We start from the raw sequence: 18248 nt of genomic DNA, 5'->3' as shown, positions 1-18248 counted from the left end.
TTGCCTGGCGGCTGTAGCGCGGTGGTCCCACCTGACCCCATGCCGAACTCAGAAGTGAAACGCCGTAGCGCCGATGGTAGTGTGGGGTCTCCCCATGCGAGAGTAGGGAACTGCCAGGCATCAAATTGCAGTAAACCGGGATGAATAATCCGGGTGGTGACAAAGAAATTCGGTGGAGCGGTAGTTCAGTTGGTTAGAATACCTGCCTGTCACGCAGGGGGTCGCGGGTTCGAGTCCCGTCCGTTCCGCCACTTATTAGAAAATTAAGCCTGCTACTAAGCAGGCTTAATGATAAGAAAATTTAGGGGCGTAGCTCAGTTGGTAGAGCACCGGTCTCCAAAACCGGGTGTCGCGAGTTCGAGTCTCTCCGCCCCTGCCAGAAATAATCCTTAGCATTTTTGCTAAGGATTTTTTTTTACCTGAACATTTTGTTCGAGATCTTCCTGTTCATTGTTTCCCGGCATCCTTGCCAGCGTTTTCATTAATCTTCCAAAATATTTGTTTTCAGCAAATCACGAATTAGCGCATGTTTGTCGCTATTTTGCAGCCAAACCGCATATAACGGACGTGAAAGCGTCGTACTGTCAGTAACTGTGTGAAGATCGCTTTTGGTTCTGGCCCAGTTGACGGGAAGCCAACTAAACCCCTTAATTACAGAAAGTTGCTGTCTTGCCAGTTCTGCAGAACTGGTGGTAAGTACCGGTACTTCATCTCCTGCAATCAATCCCGCTTCGTGCTGCTGAAAATCCGGTCCCCATTCCAGACGCAGATAATTCAGTTCATCTTTGGTTTGCGAAGGGGAACTACAATAAAGCGCCAGCGTGAAATATCCCAACAGTTGGCTGCTAAATTCGTCCATTTTTGGGGTTTCTGTCGTAATTAGCAGATCCAGTTGTCTTTCATGGAGCTGCTTTACTAACGACTGACGCTGAGCTATTCGCGCTTCAAACTGCAGGCTGGATTGTGGCTCCTGAGATTGGTATAAACGCCGCAACCAGTCATTGAGCATGCATTCCCAAAGGGATGCACTGGCACCGATCGAAAACTCGTTGTGCCGCGAGGTATTTGCGACCTCCTTACGTGCTGCTTGCCACGTATTCATCAGCGTTTCTGCGTAAGGCAATAATTTCTCACCCGCAGCGGTCAAACGAATATTGTTTCTGTGTCGGGTGAACAGGTTCACACCCAGTTGATTTTCCAGTTGTCTGATCCGAAAACTTACTGCCGACTGGGTCAGGTAGAGCGCTTCAGCTGCCCGACCAAAGTGGCGTGTCCGGCTAACTTCCAGGAAAGTTTTTAACAATTCCGTATCCACAACGCGCTCCATAAAATTATTTGTCGTGATGATTTAAATCTTTTGTTTGACGCTCTGTCAAGCGTAACTAATACTCCGCGCCATAAATAGCTCGGCCAAAGAATTAGGAGCGTGCAGGATGGCGGAAAGCTTTACGACGACTAATCGATATTTCGACAATAAATATTACCCCCGCGGATTCTCCCGTCATGGTGATTTCACCATTAAAGAGGCACAGCTGCTCGAGCGTCATGGCTATGCCTTCAACGAGCTGGATCTGGGCAAACGTGAGCCAGTAACGGAAGAAGAAAAATTGTTTGTTGCGGTATGCCGCGGTGAACGTGAACCGGTTACTGAAGCTGAACGTGTGTGGTCCAAGTACATGACGCGGATTAAACGTCCGAAACGTTTCCACACTCTGTCTGGCGGGAAACCTCAGGTAGAAGGTGCGGAAGATTACACCGAATCTGATGATTAATAAAAAAGGGCGTAAGCCCTTTTTTTATGCCTGTAATTTCTGCAGGTGAATTAATAACCGATCTATCGCCCGATAAGCAACGGCCTCCTGTAAGTGCAGGCGGGTGATATGGTCGCACTGTTCAATATCCGCAATTGTACGTGCGACTTTTATCAGACGTAACCAGGCGCGGATGGACAATCCAAGACGAGCTAACGTGTCCTCAAGCCAGTGCGCATCATCTCTACGAAGCATGCAAAATTTATGTATATCCTGACTGTCCAGATACGCATTTAACTTATTTTGCCGCTGGTACTGACGTTCCCGTGCAGCCAGAACGCGTTGTTTTACCGTAGCGCTGTCTTCTCCTTTCACCGCGCACTGGCTGAGTATGCCTGGGGGTGGCAAGGGGATTTCGAGGGAGAGATCAAAGCGGTCAAGAAAAGGCCCTGATAGTCGATTGAGATAACGCAGCGTCTGTTCTGAACTGCTGCGGTTATGGTTCCCCTGATAATGGCCCGTTGGGCTGGGATTCATAGCAGCAATCAGTTGAAAACGCGCTGGGTAGGTTATTTTAGCCCGCGTGCGGGACAAATGGATCTGTCCAGACTCAATAGGCTCGCGTAGTGCATCCAGCGTGCGTCGCTCAAACTCAGGTAATTCATCCAGAAATAATATACCGTTATGCGCCAGGGAGATCTCTCCCGGGGCGGGAATAGAACCCCCCCCCACCATTGCGGTTAATGAAGCACTGTGATGGGGAGAACGAAAAGGGCGTTGCTTCCACTGTTTTTGTATTGTATCGGAATTGACCAGACTGAGGATCGCTGCACTTTCCAGCGCCTCATCGTTGCTAAGTGGAGGAAGCAATCCCCTGAGGCGGCTGGCCAGCATGGTCTTGCCCGTACCCGGAGGGCCGATAAGCAGGAGGTTGTGACCACCTGCGGCGGTGATCTCCAGCCCCCGTTTGCCCTGTTCCTGACCGATGACATCACTGAGATCCTCTGGCGAAGGTTCGGCGGTAAAGTCTGCAGATTGCGGTTTATCTAAATCATGCTTTCCTTCCAGAAATGCGCATACCGCCTGAAGGTGATCGGCAATCAAGCACCCTTCACCGTGTATTAGGCCAACTTCTGCGGCATTCTCTTTAGCGACAATGATTCGCCGGCCTGCACGAATCGCTTCGGTTGCACTTGATATAGCGCCTGGAACGCCGCGTAAAGCGCCTGTAAGCGCTAATTCGCCTACCAGCTCATAGGTATCGAGATTATGGGTTGTAAGCTGCTCAGAGGCGGCCAGAAGCGCAACGGCGATAGGTAAATCATATCGCCCACCTTCTTTGGGGAGGTCAGCCGGAGCCAGGTTGATGGTTATCTTCCTGGCGGGGAATTCATACCCGCTATTAATAATTGCACTGCGTACCCGATCGCGAGCCTCTTTCACTGTCGTTTCAGGTAACCCCACCATGGTTAAACCAGGCAGGCCATTACTAATATGTACTTCGATGGTAATGGCTGGTGCATTCACGCCGAGGGCGGCGCGTGTGTGAACAATCGATAGTGACATAACCCCTCCTGATAGGAATATTATGTCTCAATAGATATTGGCAAGATTCTGCATAATTGGTGTTTTTAGATGCTTATTCCTGTGTTTTTGTGTACTCAGGTATTGTTTGCACTATGTCTGGAATCTCGCTCGCAAATGCGTATGAGTGTGCTGAGAGAAGGGATCGCAGATTGTGCTGATGCGCTGAAACGTGAAATATTTTCATTTTATATTTTTTGTATAAAAAACAACGGTATTTATCTAAACCGTTAACGGCGTCAGAAAAATGAAAACAAAAATATCTTGTGCTATTCGCAAATTCTATGGTAACTCTTTAGGTATTCCTTCGAACAAGATGCAAGAAAATACAAAAATGACAGCCCTTCTACGAGTGATTAGCCTGGTCGTGATTAGCGTGGTGGTGATTATTATCCCACCGTGCGGGGCTGCACTTGGACGAGGAAAGGCTTAGAAAACAAGCCTTAACGAACTAAGACCCCCGCACCGAAAGGTTCGGGGGTTTTTTTTGACCTTAAAAACAGACATGAGGAGCAGAAAGTGAACGGTAGCATAAAATTCTGTTTCTCAAGATTTACGGCGGGGATGTAACTATGAATGGGGCTCAGTGGGTGGTACATGCGTTGCGTGCACAAGGGGTTAAAACCGTTTTCGGTTATCCCGGTGGCGCAATTATGCCGGTTTACGATGCGTTGTATGACGGCGGCGTAGAACACCTGTTGTGCCGTCATGAGCAGGGGGCGGCGATGGCGGCTATTGGCTATGCCCGTTCTACAGGTAAAACCGGTGTATGTATTGCCACTTCCGGTCCGGGTGCGACCAACCTGATTACGGGTCTTGCTGATGCGCTGTTAGATTCCGTTCCTGTTGTGGCCATCACCGGCCAGGTTGCTGCACCATTCATCGGAACCGATGCGTTTCAGGAAGTGGACGTGCTGGGTATGTCACTGTCCTGCACCAAACATAGCTTCCTGGTCCAGTCACTGGAGGAGTTGCCGCGCATTATGGCGGAAGCTTTCAACGTGGCTAACTCCGGCCGTCCGGGGCCTGTTCTGGTTGATATCCCGAAAGATATCCAGTTAGCCAGCGGTATGCTGGAACCGTATTTCACGACCGTAGAAGATTCGGCCGCATTCCCTCATGCTGACGTTGAGCTGGCGCGTAACATGCTGGCGCAGGCGCAAAAACCAATCCTGTACGTAGGGGGGGGCGTTGGTATGGCGCAGGCGGTTCCTGCCCTGCGTGAATTTATCGCGCTGACCCAATTACCGGTCGCTTGTACGCTGAAAGGTCTGGGCGCCGTTGACGCTGATTATCCGTATTACTTGGGAATGCTGGGGATGCACGGAACCAAGGCCGCGAATTTTGCGGTGCAGGAATGCGACTTACTGATCGCTGTCGGGGCTCGTTTTGATGACCGGGTGACTGGCAAGCTGAACACCTTCGCTCCGAACGCCAGCGTGATCCACATGGATATCGATCCGGCTGAGATGAACAAACTGCGTCAGGCGCACGTAGCGTTACAGGGCGATTTAAATACGCTGTTACCGGCATTACAACAACCTCTGAACGTTGGCGCCTGGCGTCAGCACAGTGCAGAACTGCGCGCAGAGCATACCTGGCGCTACGACCATCCGGGTGAGGCCATCTATGCGCCGTTGTTGTTAAAACAACTGTCGGACCGTAAACCTGCGGATAGCGTTGTTACAACGGATGTTGGCCAGCATCAGATGTGGTCGGCACAGCATATGACCTATACCCGCCCGGAAAATTTCATTACTTCCAGCGGGCTGGGAACGATGGGCTTTGGTTTACCTGCTGCGGTTGGCGCGCAGGTAGCTCGCCCGAACGATACGGTAATCTGTATCTCCGGTGACGGTTCCTTCATGATGAATGTACAGGAGCTGGGCACCGTAAAACGTAAGCAATTGCCGTTGAAGATCGTCTTACTCGACAACCAACGGTTAGGCATGGTTCGACAATGGCAGCAGCTGTTTTTCCAGGAACGTTATAGCGAAACCACCCTTACCGATAACCCCGATTTCCTCATGTTGGCCAGTGCCTTCGGCATCCCAGGTCAACACATCACCCGTAAAGACCAGGTTGAAGCGGCTCTCGACACTATGCTGAACAGTGAGGGGCCATACCTGCTTCATGTCTCAATCGACGAACTTGAGAATGTCTGGCCTCTGGTACCACCAGGTGCCAGCAACTCAGAAATGCTGGAGAAATTATCATGATGCAACATCAGGTCGCCGTTGAGGCTCGTTTCAATCCGGAAACGTTAGAACGTGTTTTACGCGTGGTACGCCATCGTGGTTTTCAGGTGTGCTCCATGAATATGGAAGCCGCCAGCGATGCGCAGAATATAAATATCGAATTGACCGTTGCCAGCCCCCGGTCGGTCGACTTACTGTTTAGTCAGTTAAGTAAACTGGTAGATGTTGCGCACGTTGCTATCTGCCAGAGCACAACCACATCACAACAAATCCGCGCCTGAGCGCAAAAGGAAGAAAAATGACGACGAAAAAAGCTGATTACATTTGGTCTAATGGCGAGATGATTCGTTGGGAAGACGCGAAGGTTCACGTGATGTCCCACGCGCTGCATTACGGTACTTCGGTATTTGAAGGCATCCGTTGCTACGACTCTCACAAAGGGCCGGTGGTGTTCCGTCATCGCGAGCACATGCAGCGTCTGCGTGATTCAGCCAAGATCTATCGTTTTCCGGTCTCTCAGAGCGTTGATGAACTGATGGAAGCATGCCGCGCGGTGATCCGCAAAAACAATCTGACCAGCGCCTATATCCGTCCGCTGGTGTTTGTTGGCGATGTAGGTATGGGCGTTAACCCGCCTGCGGGATACACCACGGATGTGATTATTGCTGCGTTCCCGTGGGGCGCTTACCTTGGTGCAGATGCTCTGGATCAGGGGATTGATGCCATGGTTTCTTCCTGGAACCGTGTTGCACCAAACACTATCCCTACCGCGGCTAAAGCGGGCGGTAACTATCTGTCTTCGTTGCTGGTGGGTAGCGAAGCGCGTCGTCATGGTTATCAGGAAGGTATTGCGCTGGACGTGAATGGCTATATCTCCGAAGGTGCCGGTGAAAACCTGTTTGAAGTTAAAGACGGCATTCTGTTTACCCCACCATTTACCTCTTCTGCACTGCCAGGCATCACGCGTGACGCGATCATCAAGCTGGCAAAAGATCTCGATATCGAGGTGCGTGAGCAGGTACTTTCCCGTGAATCGCTGTACCTGGCTGACGAAGTGTTCATGTCCGGTACCGCGGCGGAAATCACTCCAGTACGCAGCGTCGATGGTATCCAGGTGGGCGAAGGCCGCTGCGGTCCGGTCACCAAACGCATCCAGCAAGCCTTCTTTGGCCTCTTCACCGGTGAAACAGAAGATAAATACGGCTGGTTGGATCAGGTTAATCAATAAACATAAATTTGGGACGGCACGCACCGTCCCAATTATTAGACAGACGGGAGTTAATCAAGCATGCCTAAGTATCGTTCTGCCACCACCACCCATGGCCGTAATATGGCGGGTGCCCGCGCATTGTGGCGCGCCACCGGGATGACCGATGACGACTTCGGTAAACCGATTATCGCTGTGGTGAACTCCTTTACCCAGTTCGTGCCAGGGCACGTGCATCTGCGCGATCTCGGTAAGCTGGTTGCCGAACAAATTGAAGCTTCAGGCGGCGTAGCAAAAGAGTTCAACACCATTGCTGTGGATGACGGAATTGCCATGGGCCACGGGGGCATGCTGTATTCACTGCCGTCGCGCGAGCTGATTGCCGATTCGGTCGAGTACATGGTTAACGCCCACTGTGCCGATGCGATGGTCTGCATCTCCAACTGCGACAAAATCACCCCCGGGATGTTAATGGCCTCTTTGCGCCTGAATATTCCGGTGATCTTTGTTTCCGGTGGCCCAATGGAAGCCGGGAAAACCAAGCTTTCTGACCAAATCATCAAGCTCGACCTGGTTGATGCGATGATTCAGGGCGCGGACCCGAAAGTCTCTGACTCACAAAGCGAACAGGTTGAGCGTTCCGCCTGTCCGACTTGCGGCTCCTGCTCGGGGATGTTCACCGCCAACTCGATGAACTGTCTGACCGAAGCGCTGGGTCTGTCGCAGCCAGGTAATGGTTCGTTGCTGGCGACCCACGCTGACCGTAAGCAACTGTTTCTCAATGCCGGTTCGCGTATTGTCGAGTTGACCAAACGCTATTATGAGCAGGATGACGCTTCCGCTCTGCCGCGCAACATTGCCAGCAAGGCGGCGTTTGAAAACGCTATGACCCTGGATATCGCAATGGGCGGCTCCACCAACACCGTTCTGCACCTGCTGGCGGCAGCGCAGGAAGCGGAAATCGACTTCACTATGAGTGACATCGACAAGCTGTCCCGCAAAGTCCCGCAACTGTGTAAAGTGGCGCCGAGTACGCAGAAATACCATATGGAAGATGTGCACCGTGCGGGCGGCGTACTGGGCATTTTAGGTGAACTGGACAGAGCAGGCCTGCTGAACCGTGACGTGAAAAACGTGTTGGGTCTGACGCTGCCGCAAACGCTCGATCGGTATGACGTGATGCTGACCAAAGATGACGCGGTGAAAAAGATGTTCCGCGCAGGCCCGGCCGGCATCCGTACCACCCAGGCGTTCTCGCAGGACTGCCGTTGGGATACGCTGGATGACGATCGCGCCGAAGGTTGTATCCGCTCGCTGGAACACGCCTACAGCAAAGACGGCGGCCTGGCTGTGTTGTACGGTAACTTCGCGGAAAACGGCTGCATCGTGAAAACCGCAGGCGTGGATGACAGCATCCTGAAATTCACCGGCCCGGCAAAAGTGTATGAAAGCCAGGACGATGCGGTTGAGGCTATTCTTGGCGGCAAAGTGGTTGCCGGCGACGTGGTAGTTATTCGCTATGAAGGGCCGAAAGGCGGGCCGGGCATGCAGGAAATGCTCTACCCTACTACCTTCCTGAAATCGATGGGCCTCGGCAAGGCCTGTGCGCTGATAACAGATGGCCGTTTCTCCGGCGGTACTTCGGGACTCTCTATCGGTCACGTTTCACCGGAAGCGGCCAGTGGCGGTAATATCGCGATTATCGAAGATGGCGACATGATTGCTATCGATATCCCGAATCGTGGTATTCAGCTGCAACTGAGTGATGCGGAAATCGCTGCGCGCCGTGAAGCGCAGGAAGCACGCGGTGACAAAGCCTGGACACCAAAAGATCGTCAGCGTCAGGTCTCTTTTGCCCTGCGCGCCTATGCCAGCCTGGCAACCAGCGCCGACAAAGGTGCGGTGCGCGATAAATCGAAACTGGGGGGTTAAGACGATGGCGGATTCACAACCCCTGTCCGGCACGCCGGAAGGTGCTGAATATCTCAGAGCGGTACTGCGTGCGCCGGTGTACGAAGCGGCGCAGGTCACACCGCTACAAAAAATGGACAAGCTCTCTTCGCGCCTCGATAACGTCATTCTGGTGAAACGCGAAGACCGACAGCCCGTGCACAGTTTCAAGCTGCGCGGAGCCTATGCCATGATGGCGGGACTGACTGAAGCGCAGAAAGCGCATGGCGTCATCACTGCATCAGCAGGAAACCATGCCCAGGGCGTGGCGTTCTCCTCTGCGCGATTAGGGGTGAAAGCGCTGATTGTCATGCCGACGGCTACCGCTGATATCAAAGTCGATGCCGTGCGCGGTTTCGGTGGCGAAGTATTGCTGCACGGGGCGAACTTTGATGAAGCCAAAGCCAAAGCAATTGAGCTGTCGCAACAGCAGGGCTTTACCTGGGTCCCGCCGTTCGATCACCCGATGGTGATTGCCGGGCAAGGTACGCTGGCGCTGGAGTTACTGCAGCAGGATGCCCATCTTGATCGCGTTTTTGTACCGGTCGGCGGCGGTGGTCTGGCCGCCGGTGTCGCAGTGCTAATCAAACAACTGATGCCACAAATCAAAGTGATTGCCGTGGAAGCTGAAGATTCTGCCTGCCTGAAAGCGGCGCTGGATGCGGGTCATCCGGTGGATCTCCCGCGCGTCGGTCTTTTTGCTGAAGGCGTAGCGGTCAAACGCATTGGTGATGAAACCTTCCGTCTGTGCCAGGAGTATCTCGATGACATTATCACCGTCGATAGCGATGCTATTTGCGCGGCGATGAAAGACCTGTTTGAAGATGTGCGAGCCGTGGCTGAGCCATCGGGCGCGCTGGCGCTGGCGGGAATGAAAAAATACATCGCCCAGCACAATATTCGCGGTGAACGGCTGGCGCATGTGCTTTCTGGGGCCAACGTTAATTTCCACGGCCTGCGCTACGTTTCTGAACGCTGCGAGTTGGGGGAACAACGTGAAGCATTGCTGGCAGTGACCATCCCGGAAGAGAAGGGCAGCTTCCTGAAATTCTGCCAATTGCTGGGTGGGCGCTCGGTGACTGAGTTTAACTACCGTTTTGCTGATGCCAAAGACGCCTGTATTTTTGTCGGGGTACGTCTGAGTCGCGGTCTGGAAGAGCGCAAGGAAATCCTCCAGTTGCTCAACGAGGGTGGCTACAGTGTGGTGGACCTTTCCGACGATGAAATGGCAAAACTGCACGTGCGCTATATGGTCGGTGGACGTCCGTCAAAACCCTTGCAGGAGCGGCTGTTCAGCTTCGAATTCCCGGAATCGCCGGGGGCGTTGCTGAAGTTTCTGCATACTCTTGGGACGCACTGGAATATTTCATTGTTCCACTATCGCAGTCATGGAACTGACTACGGCCGTGTTCTGGCGGCGTTTGAACTGGGCGATCATGAGCCGGATTTTGAAACGCGACTAAATGAGCTGGGCTACGACTGCCATGATGAGAGTCATAACCCTGCGTTCAGGTTCTTTCTGGCAGGGTAGGCCGGATAAGGCGCTTCCGGCATTAGTGCCCAGGTAGCAAGCTCCAGAACGCATCAATCAGCGGCTCATGCAGCCGCTTTTTTTGTGCGCATACGCCCAGCTCAAACGGCGTTTTTTCGTCGCTACGTTCCAGTATCATCACGCGGTTACGTACCGGCTCCGGGCTGTTTTCCAGCACCACTTCTGGCAACAATGCTACGCCGCAGCCCAGTGCGACCATGGATACCATTGCCTCGTGACCACCGACCGTGGCGTAAATAGAGGGATTGCTGATTTTATTGCGCCGGAACCATAGCTCAATACGGCGGCGAACCGGCCCCTGGTCAGCCATGATAAAGGGTACTGTGGACCAATCAGGTTCCTCTACGGAAATCTGATTGCGTACCGGGCAAGGCAGTGCTGGCGCTATCAATACCACAGCCAGGTTCTCCAACATGGAAAAGGCCACCGCGCCAGGCAGCGTTTCTGGCTTCCCGGCAATCGCCAGGTCAGCCTCGCCAGTGACCACTTTATCCATCGCATCAGCGGCATCACCGGTAGTGAGTTTGATTTCCACCGACGGGTGTTCGGCACGGAAGCGATCAAGGATCGGTGGTAAATGGCTGTAGGCGGCAGTCACCGAGCAGAAGATATGCAGTTCACCGGACAACGACGGTCCTTGCTGATCAATGGTATGGCGTAATTGCTGATACTGCAGCAGCGTCTGTTGGGCAAAAACGCGCAGCTCTTCACCCGCTTCGGTGAGCGTGACCGTGCGGTTATCACGGACAAATAGCGCCTGACCAAGATCCTCTTCCAGGCGTTGAATCTGCCGGGAAAGCGTAGAAGGACTGACGTGCATGGCCCGTGCACTTCGGCCAAAGTGGCGACTTTCCGCCAGGTGCAGGAAGGTTTTTAGATCGCGTAAATCCACAGACGAGCCTCCGGGTTTCTACGTTGCATAAATTGCAATGTGATGTTGTGAATATATCAATTTCCGCAATAAATTTCCTGTTGTAATGTGGGTTCATTCTCGCAAATACAAATCTGCGAACCGAATAATAAGCACCACAACACAACATCACGGAGTACACCATCATGGCTAACTACTTTAATACACTGAATCTGCGTCAGCAGCTGGCTCAGTTGGGCAAATGTCGCTTCATGGGCCGCGAAGAATTCGCCGACGGCGCAAGCTACCTTCAGGGTAAAAAAGTGGTCATCGTCGGCTGTGGCGCGCAGGGTCTGAACCAGGGCCTGAACATGCGTGACTCCGGTCTGGATATCTCCTACGCCCTGCGTAAAGAAGCGATCGCTGAGAAACGTGCTTCCTGGCGTAAAGCGACTGAAAACGGCTTCAAAGTGGGTACCTACGAAGAGCTGATCCCGCAGGCGGATCTGGTAGTGAACCTGACGCCAGACAAACAGCACTCCGACGTTGTGCGTTCCGTACAGCCGCTGATGAAAGACGGCGCGGCGCTGGGTTACTCCCACGGCTTCAACATTGTTGAAGTGGGCGAGCAGATCCGTAAAGACATCACCGTAGTGATGGTGGCACCGAAGTGTCCGGGTACCGAAGTGCGTGAAGAGTACAAACGTGGTTTCGGTGTACCAACGCTGATCGCGGTTCACCCGGAAAACGATCCGAAAGGCGAGGGCATGGCCATCGCTAAAGCCTGGGCTGCGGCAACAGGTGGTCACCGTGCGGGCGTGCTGGAATCCTCCTTTGTGGCAGAAGTGAAATCTGATCTGATGGGCGAGCAGACTATCCTGTGCGGTATGCTGCAGGCGGGCTCTCTGCTGTGCTTCGACAAGCTGGTGGAAGAAGGTACCGACCCGGCTTACGCAGAAAAACTGATTCAGTTCGGTTGGGAAACCATCACCGAAGCGCTGAAGCAGGGCGGCATCACTCTGATGATGGACCGTCTGTCTAACCCGGCAAAACTGCGCGCTTATGCGCTGTCCGAACAGCTGAAAGCGATCATGGCGCCGCTGTTCCAGAAACATATGGATGACATCATCTCCGGTGAATTCTCTGCCGGCATGATGGCTGACTGGGCTAACGACGATAAGAAACTACTGACCTGGCGTGAAGAGACCGGTAAAACCGCGTTCGAAACCGCACCGCAGTTTGAAGGTAAAATCGGCGAGCAGGAATACTTCGATAAAGGTGTTCTGATGATTGCGATGGTGAAAGCGGGCGTTGAGCTGGCGTTCGAAACCATGGTGGATTCCGGCATCATCGAAGAGTCTGCTTACTACGAATCACTGCACGAACTGCCGCTGATCGCGAACACCATCGCCCGTAAGCGTCTGTACGAAATGAACGTGGTTATCTCCGATACCGCAGAATACGGTAACTACCTGTTCTCTTACGCTTGCGTACCGCTGCTGAAAGAGTTTATGACTACCCTGCAGACCGGCGACCTGGGCAAAGCGATTGCTGAAGGCGCGGTAGACAACGCTCAGCTGCGCGACGTGAACGAAGCTGTTCGCGGCCACGCTATCGAGCAGGTTGGTAAGAAACTGCGCGGCTACATGACCGATATGAAGCGTATCGCAGTAGCAGGCTAATAAAACCTCGTTATCATCCGGCCCGGTCAGCGCCTCGCTACCGGGCCGTTTTTTTATCTGCGTTTGACGGGATCGCTCGCTCCACTCTCTTATCATCTAAATTCATCTTTTTATCATGTAGATAGCTTTTATTTGTACAGATGATCATTTCTGGGATTGCTCATATCTATCTTATGTAATATTGTAAGTTACATGAAAACAAACAACTCATTCTCAGCAACGCTGCACATCCTGCTTCACCTGGAGCAGATGGACAAACCTCTGACATCCGAACAGATGGCTGCCTTTATCGACGGCAATCCGGCATTCATCCGCAAGCTGCTTGCCGGGCTCAGGGAAAACAACATTGTCTGTGCCACTAAGGGGCACCACGGCGGCTGGCGGCTGTGTCGGCCGGTTAGCGACATCACGCTTTACGATATCTACATGGCGCTCGGCGAACCGGCGCTGTTTGCGTTGGGCAACCGCAGCGAAAACCCGCAGTGCCTGGTAGAACAGGGGGTAAACCGGGTGATGTCAGAGACGCTCGCCGATGCGCAGACGCTGATCCTCGATCGTTTTAAACGCCTGACGCTACAGGATATCGGCAGCGAATTTATTAGCTACTTCAACGACAAAGGCCACGACCATGATTGAAAATTTAACCACCTGCCTGATGATTGCGATGGCGGCGAGCAGTATTTCGATGACGGTGACGCAGACGGAGCTGTTTGCCGCGTTTCGCGAATGGACGACGGAAAAGAACGCGCTGATGGGGCACTTATTCCACTGCTTCTATTGCTTAAGCCACTGGGTGGTATTTGGCGGGATGGCGGTATATCGCCCGGCGCTGTTGAACAGCGGGTTTGCGCTGATTGACTGGGTGATGACGGCGTTTATCGTGATTACTATCACCACGCTGATTAACGGCCTGATGTTTAAGGTGTTCCAGGCGGCGGTTAGCACCCACGTGATGAAGCATAACGCCCAGCAGACGCTGCAATCGCAGAAATAAAAATCCGGCGTTGCCTCGTCCGGGCTACGAACGACCGGTAGCCCGGACGAGGCAACGCCGACGCCGGGGATACACCTTAGTTACGGTACAGCACCTTAATGATGTGGTAACCGAACTGAGTGTGCAGCGGGCCGGTTGGCTCCAGCACTGGGCAGGAGAAGACCACTTTATCAAACGCCGGAACCATCTGGCCCTGGCGGAATTCACCTAAGTCACCGCCGCGTTTGCCCGATGGGCAGATGGAGTGCTTCTTCGCCAGCTTGCCGAAATCGGCGCCGTTTTTAATCTGTTCCAGAAGATCCAGTGCCAGTTTCTCTTCTTTCACCAGGATATGCACTGCTGCTGCTGTTTTTGCCATGATCGAGCCTTTCTATAAGCGAGTCTGTAAGGCTGGCGATTTTAGCATGGCTTATCGCCGATACAGCACCTTGATGATGTGATAGCCAAATTTGGTTTTGACCGGCCCGAAAGGCTTAAGTAGCGGGCAGCTAAAAACGGCGGCGTCGAATGGCCCCACCATCATTCCCTGCTTGAACTCGCCAAGATCGCCGCCGTTGCGCCCGGAAGGGCAGCGGGAATAGCGTTTTGCCAGATGATCGAAGCTGATTCCTCGCTCCAGTTTGCTGAGGATCTCCAGCGCCAGTTTTTCTTCTTTTACCAGGATGTGCAGGGCTGCCGCGCTCTTTGCCATAAGGTCACTCTTATCGTTGATTTGCTACCCAACACTTTACCATTCGGCGGGTAAATCTCAGCCTGACTTTCTGCTACAATCCACACCCCCGTGTTTACAGATTGAGCAATGCCCCTATGCGTTTAAACCCCGGACAACAACAAGCCGTCGAATTCGTCACTGGCCCTTGCCTGGTGCTGGCGGGAGCGGGTTCCGGTAAGACGCGCGTTATCACCAATAAAATTGCGCACCTGATTCGCGTTTGTGGCTATCAGGCGCGGCATATCGCGGCGGTGACGTTTACCAATAAGGCCGCCCGTGAAATGAAAGAGCGTGTAGCGCAGACGCTCGGTCGTAAAGAGGCACGTGGATTGATGATCTCCACCTTCCACACTCTGGGGCTGGATATCATCAAGCGTGAATTTGCGGCGTTGGGGATGAAGTCGAACTTCTCGCTGTTTGACGATACCGATCAGGTCGCCCTGCTTAAGGAACTGACCGAAGGGTTAATTGAGGACGATAAACTGATCCTCCAACAGCTGATCTCCACGATCTCCAACTGGAAAAACGATCTGATGACCCCGGCGCAGGCAGCGGCCAGCGCTAAAGGCGAACGCGATCGTATTTTTGCGCACTGCTATGGTCTGTACGACGCGCATATGAAGGCGTGTAACGTTCTTGACTTTGACGATCTGATCTTACTCCCGACGCTTCTGCTTCAACGTAATGAAGAGGTTCGTGAGCGCTGGCAAAACAAGATTCGCTACCTGCTGGTGGATGAATATCAGGATACCAACACCAGCCAGTACGAGTTGGTGAAGTTATTGGTGGGCAGCCGTGCACGCTTCACCGTCGTGGGTGATGACGATCAGTCGATTTACTCGTGGCGTGGTGCGCGTCCACAAAACCTGGTGCTGCTGAGCAAAGATTTTCCGGCGCTGCAGGTGGTTAAGCTGGAGCAGAACTATCGTTCTTCCGGGCGTATCCTGAAGGCCGCGAACATCCTCATTGCCAATAACCCGCATGTATTTGAAAAGCGGTTGTTCTCTGAGCTGGGCTACGGACCTGAGCTGAAAGTACTGAGTGCCAACAACGAAGAGCATGAAGCGGAACGTGTGACCGGGGAGTTGATTGCTCATCACTTCGTGAATAAGACGCAGTATAAGGACTATGCGATCCTGTATCGTGGCAACCACCAGTCACGAGTGTTCGAAAAATTCCTGATGCAGAACCGCATCCCGTACAAAATTTCCGGGGGGACATCGTTTTTCTCGCGTCCGGAAATCAAAGATCTGCTCGCCTATCTGCGCGTGCTGAGCAACCCGGATGACGACAGCGCGTTTCTGCGTATTGTTAATACACCGAAGCGTGAGATCGGCCCAGCGACACTGCAAAAGTTGGGTGAGTGGGCCATGACGCGTAATAAAAGCCTGTTTACCGCCAGTTTTGATATGGGGCTCAGTCAGACGCTGACCGGCCGCGGTTATGATTCTCTGACCCGCTTTACGCACTGGCTAGGGGAAATCCAGCGCCTCGCGGAGCGTGAACCGATTGCCGCCGTGCGTGACCTGATCCATGGCATTGATTACGAATCCTGGCTGTATGAGACTTCGCCGAGCCCAAAAGCGGCGGAAATGCGTATGAAGAACGTCAACACGCTGTTCAGTTGGATGACGGAGATGCTGGAAGGCAGCGATCTGGAAGAGCCGATGACCCTGACTCAGGTTGTTACCCGTTTTACCCTGCGCGATATGATGGAGCGTGGAGAAAGCGAAGAAGAGTTGGATCAGGTGCAGCTGATGACGCTACATGCTTCAAAAGGGCTGGAGTTCCCCTATGTGTTTATGGTGGGAATGGAAGAGGGCTTTTTACCTCATCAGAGCAGCATTGATGAAGACAACATTGATGAAGAGCGTCGTCTGGCCTACGTCGGCATTACCCGTGCACAGAAAGAGCTTATCTTCACGTTGTGCAAAGAACGCCGTCAATACGGGGAGCTGGTGCGTCCGGAGCCGAGCCGCTTCCTGCTGGAACTGCCACAGGATGACGTAATCTGGGAACAGGAGCGTAAAGTGGTGAGCGCTGAGGAGCGGATGCAAAAGGGGCAAGCCAGCATCGCGAATATTCGGGCTATGATGGCCAAAGCAAAAGAGAAGTAGGTTTTTGTAGGCCGGATAAGCGTAGCGCCATCCGGCAATACTTGAAGTTTAGTGCACTTCTAAAGGCCAGTGAACATAGCTTTGCCACTGGCTTTCTTGATCGATGAGCTCTTTACCCAGTGGGTGATGCGCCAGCCATCCAGCAGGTAGCGTTACCGTAAGGTGTTCATCTCTTGCATCTAAATGAACTTCGGGCACTAAATCGTCACGGCGACGACTTGCGAAGATGATCGCAAGCCGTAACAAGCGACAAAGATGCTCAGCGATACGCGGAGGCACGGCGTTTTGCTGGTGGAGCGAAGAGAGATCGACTGGGTTGGTCTGATTTAATAACAGCGTGGCTAACAGTTTTTTTTGCGCGGGGGTAAATCCCGGGAGATCGAGGTTGCGTACCAGATACGCCGCATGCTGTGGTGCCTGCTTAAAATCGACGCTCAGCCCAATTTCATGTAACTGGCAGGCGCTAATCAGTAGTTCACGACTTATCGCTTCAAGATGCCACTTTTTTTCTACCTGATCGAGGAATTTAGTCGCCAGATTGGCAACCCGATGCGCTTGCTCAGTATCGACCATAAATCGACGCTGAATATTACGCAACGTACGGCTGCGAATATCCTGATCCACTGCCAGATGTAACATGCCGTAGACCAGACCTTCGCGTAATGCGCCACCTGCGAGGGTCATGCACTGAATGTTCAGTTCCGTGAAAATAGCGATCAGAATGGCCAGTCCGCTGGGGAACACCAATGCGCGTTCCAGCGTTAGGCCCTCTATTTCCAGCTCTTCCAGGCGTCCACAATGAATGGCGCGCTGTTTTAACTGCTGGAGTTTCGCCAGCGTAATACGCTCATCCATTCCCTGCGCCATCATGATTTCCTGTAGTGCCTGCACGGTACCAGAGGCACCAACACAGACTTTCCAGCCATGAAAGCGCAGTTTATCTGCTACCGGGCGTAGAACCTCACGCGCCGCCTTCTCTGCTTCGTCAAAATTTTCCTGCGCCAGATTACGATCGGTGAAGTACCGTTCGAGCCAGGTAACGCAGCCCATTGACAGACTAAACAAGGAGGTGGTTTGTGCGCCGGAACCGGTGACCAGTTCAGTACTGGCACCACCAATATCAACGACCAGGCGCTGATCGGCTCCGCCGGTAGTATGGGCGACACCCTGATAAATCAGTCGGGCTTCTTCTTCGCCGCTAATCACCTGGACAGGACAGCCGAGGATCTCTTGTGCTTTAGCGATAAACGCGTTGGCGTTTACGGCAATACGTAGTGTCGCGGTGGCGACGACGCGGATTTGCGGGTGTGGGATATCCTGCAGACGTTCTGCAAACAGGCGCAGACATTGCCAGCCGCGTTCCATGGCTTCAGCGGAGAGAACGTTGTCGTTGTTCAGGCCGGCAGCCAGACGCACCTTGCGTTTGATACGCGTGAGCGTCTGGATGCTTCCCGCCACCTCGCGTACAACCAGCATATGAAAACTATTAGAGCCGAGATCTATTGCCGCATACAGCGAAGTAGAATTCATACACTTCATCCTTCAACCTGTATCTGTGTTGGCTGCGTTCTCTCACCCGAATTACTGACTAAAGTAAGCTCATCGGGATTCGTTTTCTTGCCGCCTTGATACAGGCTGAATGATTTTGTGT

General features: G+C 53.0%; 17 protein-coding genes, 2 tRNA genes and 1 rRNA gene. 14 read left to right on the top strand and 6 right to left on the bottom strand.

The window, feature by feature from the left end:
- Positions 1-3 precede the first annotated feature (3 nt).
- From rrf to NNO03_RS14580, 3 genes are all read left to right on the top strand, one after another.
- A 5S ribosomal RNA gene (rrf, locus tag NNO03_RS14590) occupies positions 4-119 on the top strand.
- Between the two features lie 55 nt (positions 120-174).
- Positions 175-251 (top strand) — tRNA-Asp (locus NNO03_RS14585).
- A 52-nt stretch (positions 252-303) separates the two neighbouring features.
- A tRNA-Trp gene (locus NNO03_RS14580) sits at positions 304-379 on the top strand.
- Positions 380-481: 102 nt separating this feature from the next.
- Here the strand turns inward: NNO03_RS14580 and hdfR are convergent.
- Positions 482-1327 carry an HTH-type transcriptional regulator HdfR gene (gene hdfR / locus NNO03_RS14575; RefSeq protein ID WP_271449840.1) on the bottom strand — a complete coding sequence of 282 codons (846 nt, stop codon included), beginning with the start codon at positions 1325-1327 and terminating at the stop codon, positions 482-484.
- Between the two features lie 106 nt (positions 1328-1433).
- Between hdfR and maoP the strand changes: the two genes are divergently transcribed.
- On the top strand, positions 1434-1772 hold the full coding sequence (gene maoP / locus NNO03_RS14570) for a macrodomain Ori organization protein MaoP (protein WP_003018025.1): 339 nt from the start codon (positions 1434-1436) through the stop codon (positions 1770-1772).
- Positions 1773-1796: 24 nt separating this feature from the next.
- Here the strand turns inward: maoP and NNO03_RS14565 are convergent, their stop codons facing one another.
- Positions 1797-3317, bottom strand: a complete 1521-nt coding sequence (locus NNO03_RS14565; RefSeq protein WP_271449839.1) for a YifB family Mg chelatase-like AAA ATPase — start codon at positions 3315-3317, stop codon at positions 1797-1799.
- A gap of 352 nt (positions 3318-3669) precedes the next feature.
- Here NNO03_RS14565 and ilvL point away from each other — a divergent pair, with 352 nt between their 5' ends.
- From ilvL to ilvA, 6 genes are all read left to right on the top strand, one after another.
- Positions 3670-3768 carry an ilv operon leader peptide gene (gene ilvL / locus NNO03_RS14560; RefSeq protein WP_001311244.1) on the top strand — a complete coding sequence of 33 codons (99 nt, stop codon included), beginning with the start codon at positions 3670-3672 and terminating at the stop codon, positions 3766-3768.
- Between the two features lie 139 nt (positions 3769-3907).
- Positions 3908-5554 (top strand): acetolactate synthase 2 catalytic subunit, encoded by a 1647-nt coding sequence (ilvG, locus tag NNO03_RS14555; protein WP_271449838.1) that lies wholly within the window; start codon positions 3908-3910, stop codon positions 5552-5554.
- Positions 5551-5814 carry an acetolactate synthase 2 small subunit gene (ilvM, locus tag NNO03_RS14550; RefSeq protein WP_003018017.1) on the top strand — a complete coding sequence of 88 codons (264 nt, stop codon included), beginning with the start codon at positions 5551-5553 and terminating at the stop codon, positions 5812-5814. Before ilvG ends, ilvM begins: the two co-directional genes overlap by 4 nt.
- A 17-nt stretch (positions 5815-5831) precedes the next feature.
- The gene (locus NNO03_RS14545) at positions 5832-6761 is read left to right on the top strand and encodes a branched-chain amino acid transaminase (protein WP_271440989.1); all 930 of its coding nucleotides are present in this window, start codon (positions 5832-5834) and stop codon (positions 6759-6761) included.
- 60 nt (positions 6762-6821) lie between these two features.
- Positions 6822-8672, top strand: a complete 1851-nt coding sequence (ilvD, locus tag NNO03_RS14540; RefSeq protein WP_271440990.1) for a dihydroxy-acid dehydratase — start codon at positions 6822-6824, stop codon at positions 8670-8672.
- A gap of 4 nt (positions 8673-8676) precedes the next feature.
- The gene (ilvA, locus tag NNO03_RS14535; protein ID WP_271449837.1) at positions 8677-10221 is read left to right on the top strand and encodes a threonine ammonia-lyase, biosynthetic; all 1545 of its coding nucleotides are present in this window, start codon (positions 8677-8679) and stop codon (positions 10219-10221) included.
- Positions 10222-10243: 22 nt separating this feature from the next.
- Here the strand turns inward: ilvA and ilvY are convergent, their stop codons facing one another.
- The gene (gene ilvY / locus NNO03_RS14530) at positions 10244-11134 is read right to left on the bottom strand and encodes an HTH-type transcriptional activator IlvY (RefSeq protein ID WP_271440992.1); all 891 of its coding nucleotides are present in this window, start codon (positions 11132-11134) and stop codon (positions 10244-10246) included.
- Between the two features lie 164 nt (positions 11135-11298).
- Between ilvY and ilvC the strand changes: the two genes are divergently transcribed.
- From ilvC to NNO03_RS14515, 3 genes are all read left to right on the top strand, one after another.
- Positions 11299-12774 carry a ketol-acid reductoisomerase gene (gene ilvC / locus NNO03_RS14525; RefSeq protein ID WP_271449836.1) on the top strand — a complete coding sequence of 492 codons (1476 nt, stop codon included), beginning with the start codon at positions 11299-11301 and terminating at the stop codon, positions 12772-12774.
- Between the two features lie 192 nt (positions 12775-12966).
- Positions 12967-13410, top strand: coding sequence for an Rrf2 family transcriptional regulator (locus NNO03_RS14520; RefSeq protein ID WP_271440993.1), 444 nt, complete (start codon positions 12967-12969; stop codon positions 13408-13410).
- Entirely contained in the window at positions 13403-13768 is a 366-nt protein-coding gene (locus NNO03_RS14515) for a DUF1360 domain-containing protein (RefSeq protein WP_137383186.1), read from the top strand. The genes NNO03_RS14520 and NNO03_RS14515 overlap by 8 nt, the downstream gene beginning before the upstream one ends.
- Positions 13769-13844: 76 nt before the next feature.
- On the opposite strand, the gene ppiC (NNO03_RS14510) is transcribed toward NNO03_RS14515, so the two are convergent.
- Both ppiC (NNO03_RS14510) and ppiC (NNO03_RS14505) read right to left on the bottom strand, forming a co-directional pair.
- Complete coding sequence (gene ppiC / locus NNO03_RS14510; protein WP_003017999.1) at positions 13845-14126, bottom strand: peptidylprolyl isomerase PpiC; 282 nt, start codon at positions 14124-14126, stop codon at positions 13845-13847.
- A 51-nt stretch (positions 14127-14177) separates the two neighbouring features.
- The gene (gene ppiC / locus NNO03_RS14505; protein WP_035896545.1) at positions 14178-14459 is read right to left on the bottom strand and encodes a peptidylprolyl isomerase PpiC; all 282 of its coding nucleotides are present in this window, start codon (positions 14457-14459) and stop codon (positions 14178-14180) included.
- 116 nt (positions 14460-14575) lie between these two features.
- On the opposite strand from ppiC (NNO03_RS14505), the gene rep reads away from it, so the two are divergent.
- Positions 14576-16597, top strand: a complete 2022-nt coding sequence (rep, locus tag NNO03_RS14500; protein WP_271449835.1) for a DNA helicase Rep — start codon at positions 14576-14578, stop codon at positions 16595-16597.
- Positions 16598-16645: 48 nt separating this feature from the next.
- Here the strand turns inward: rep and gppA are convergent, their stop codons facing one another.
- A complete protein-coding gene (gene gppA / locus NNO03_RS14495) occupies positions 16646-18127 on the bottom strand; it encodes a guanosine-5'-triphosphate,3'-diphosphate diphosphatase (RefSeq protein WP_271440995.1) in 1482 nt (493 codons plus the stop codon).
- Positions 18128-18248 lie beyond the last annotated feature (121 nt).

Origin of the sequence: Citrobacter sp. Igbk 16, assembly GCF_028069755.1 — a bacterium.
Lineage (GTDB): Bacteria > Pseudomonadota > Gammaproteobacteria > Enterobacterales > Enterobacteriaceae > Citrobacter.
The sequence above is the reverse complement of the archived record's forward strand: the minus strand, read 5'-3'. Positions and strand labels throughout refer to the sequence as shown.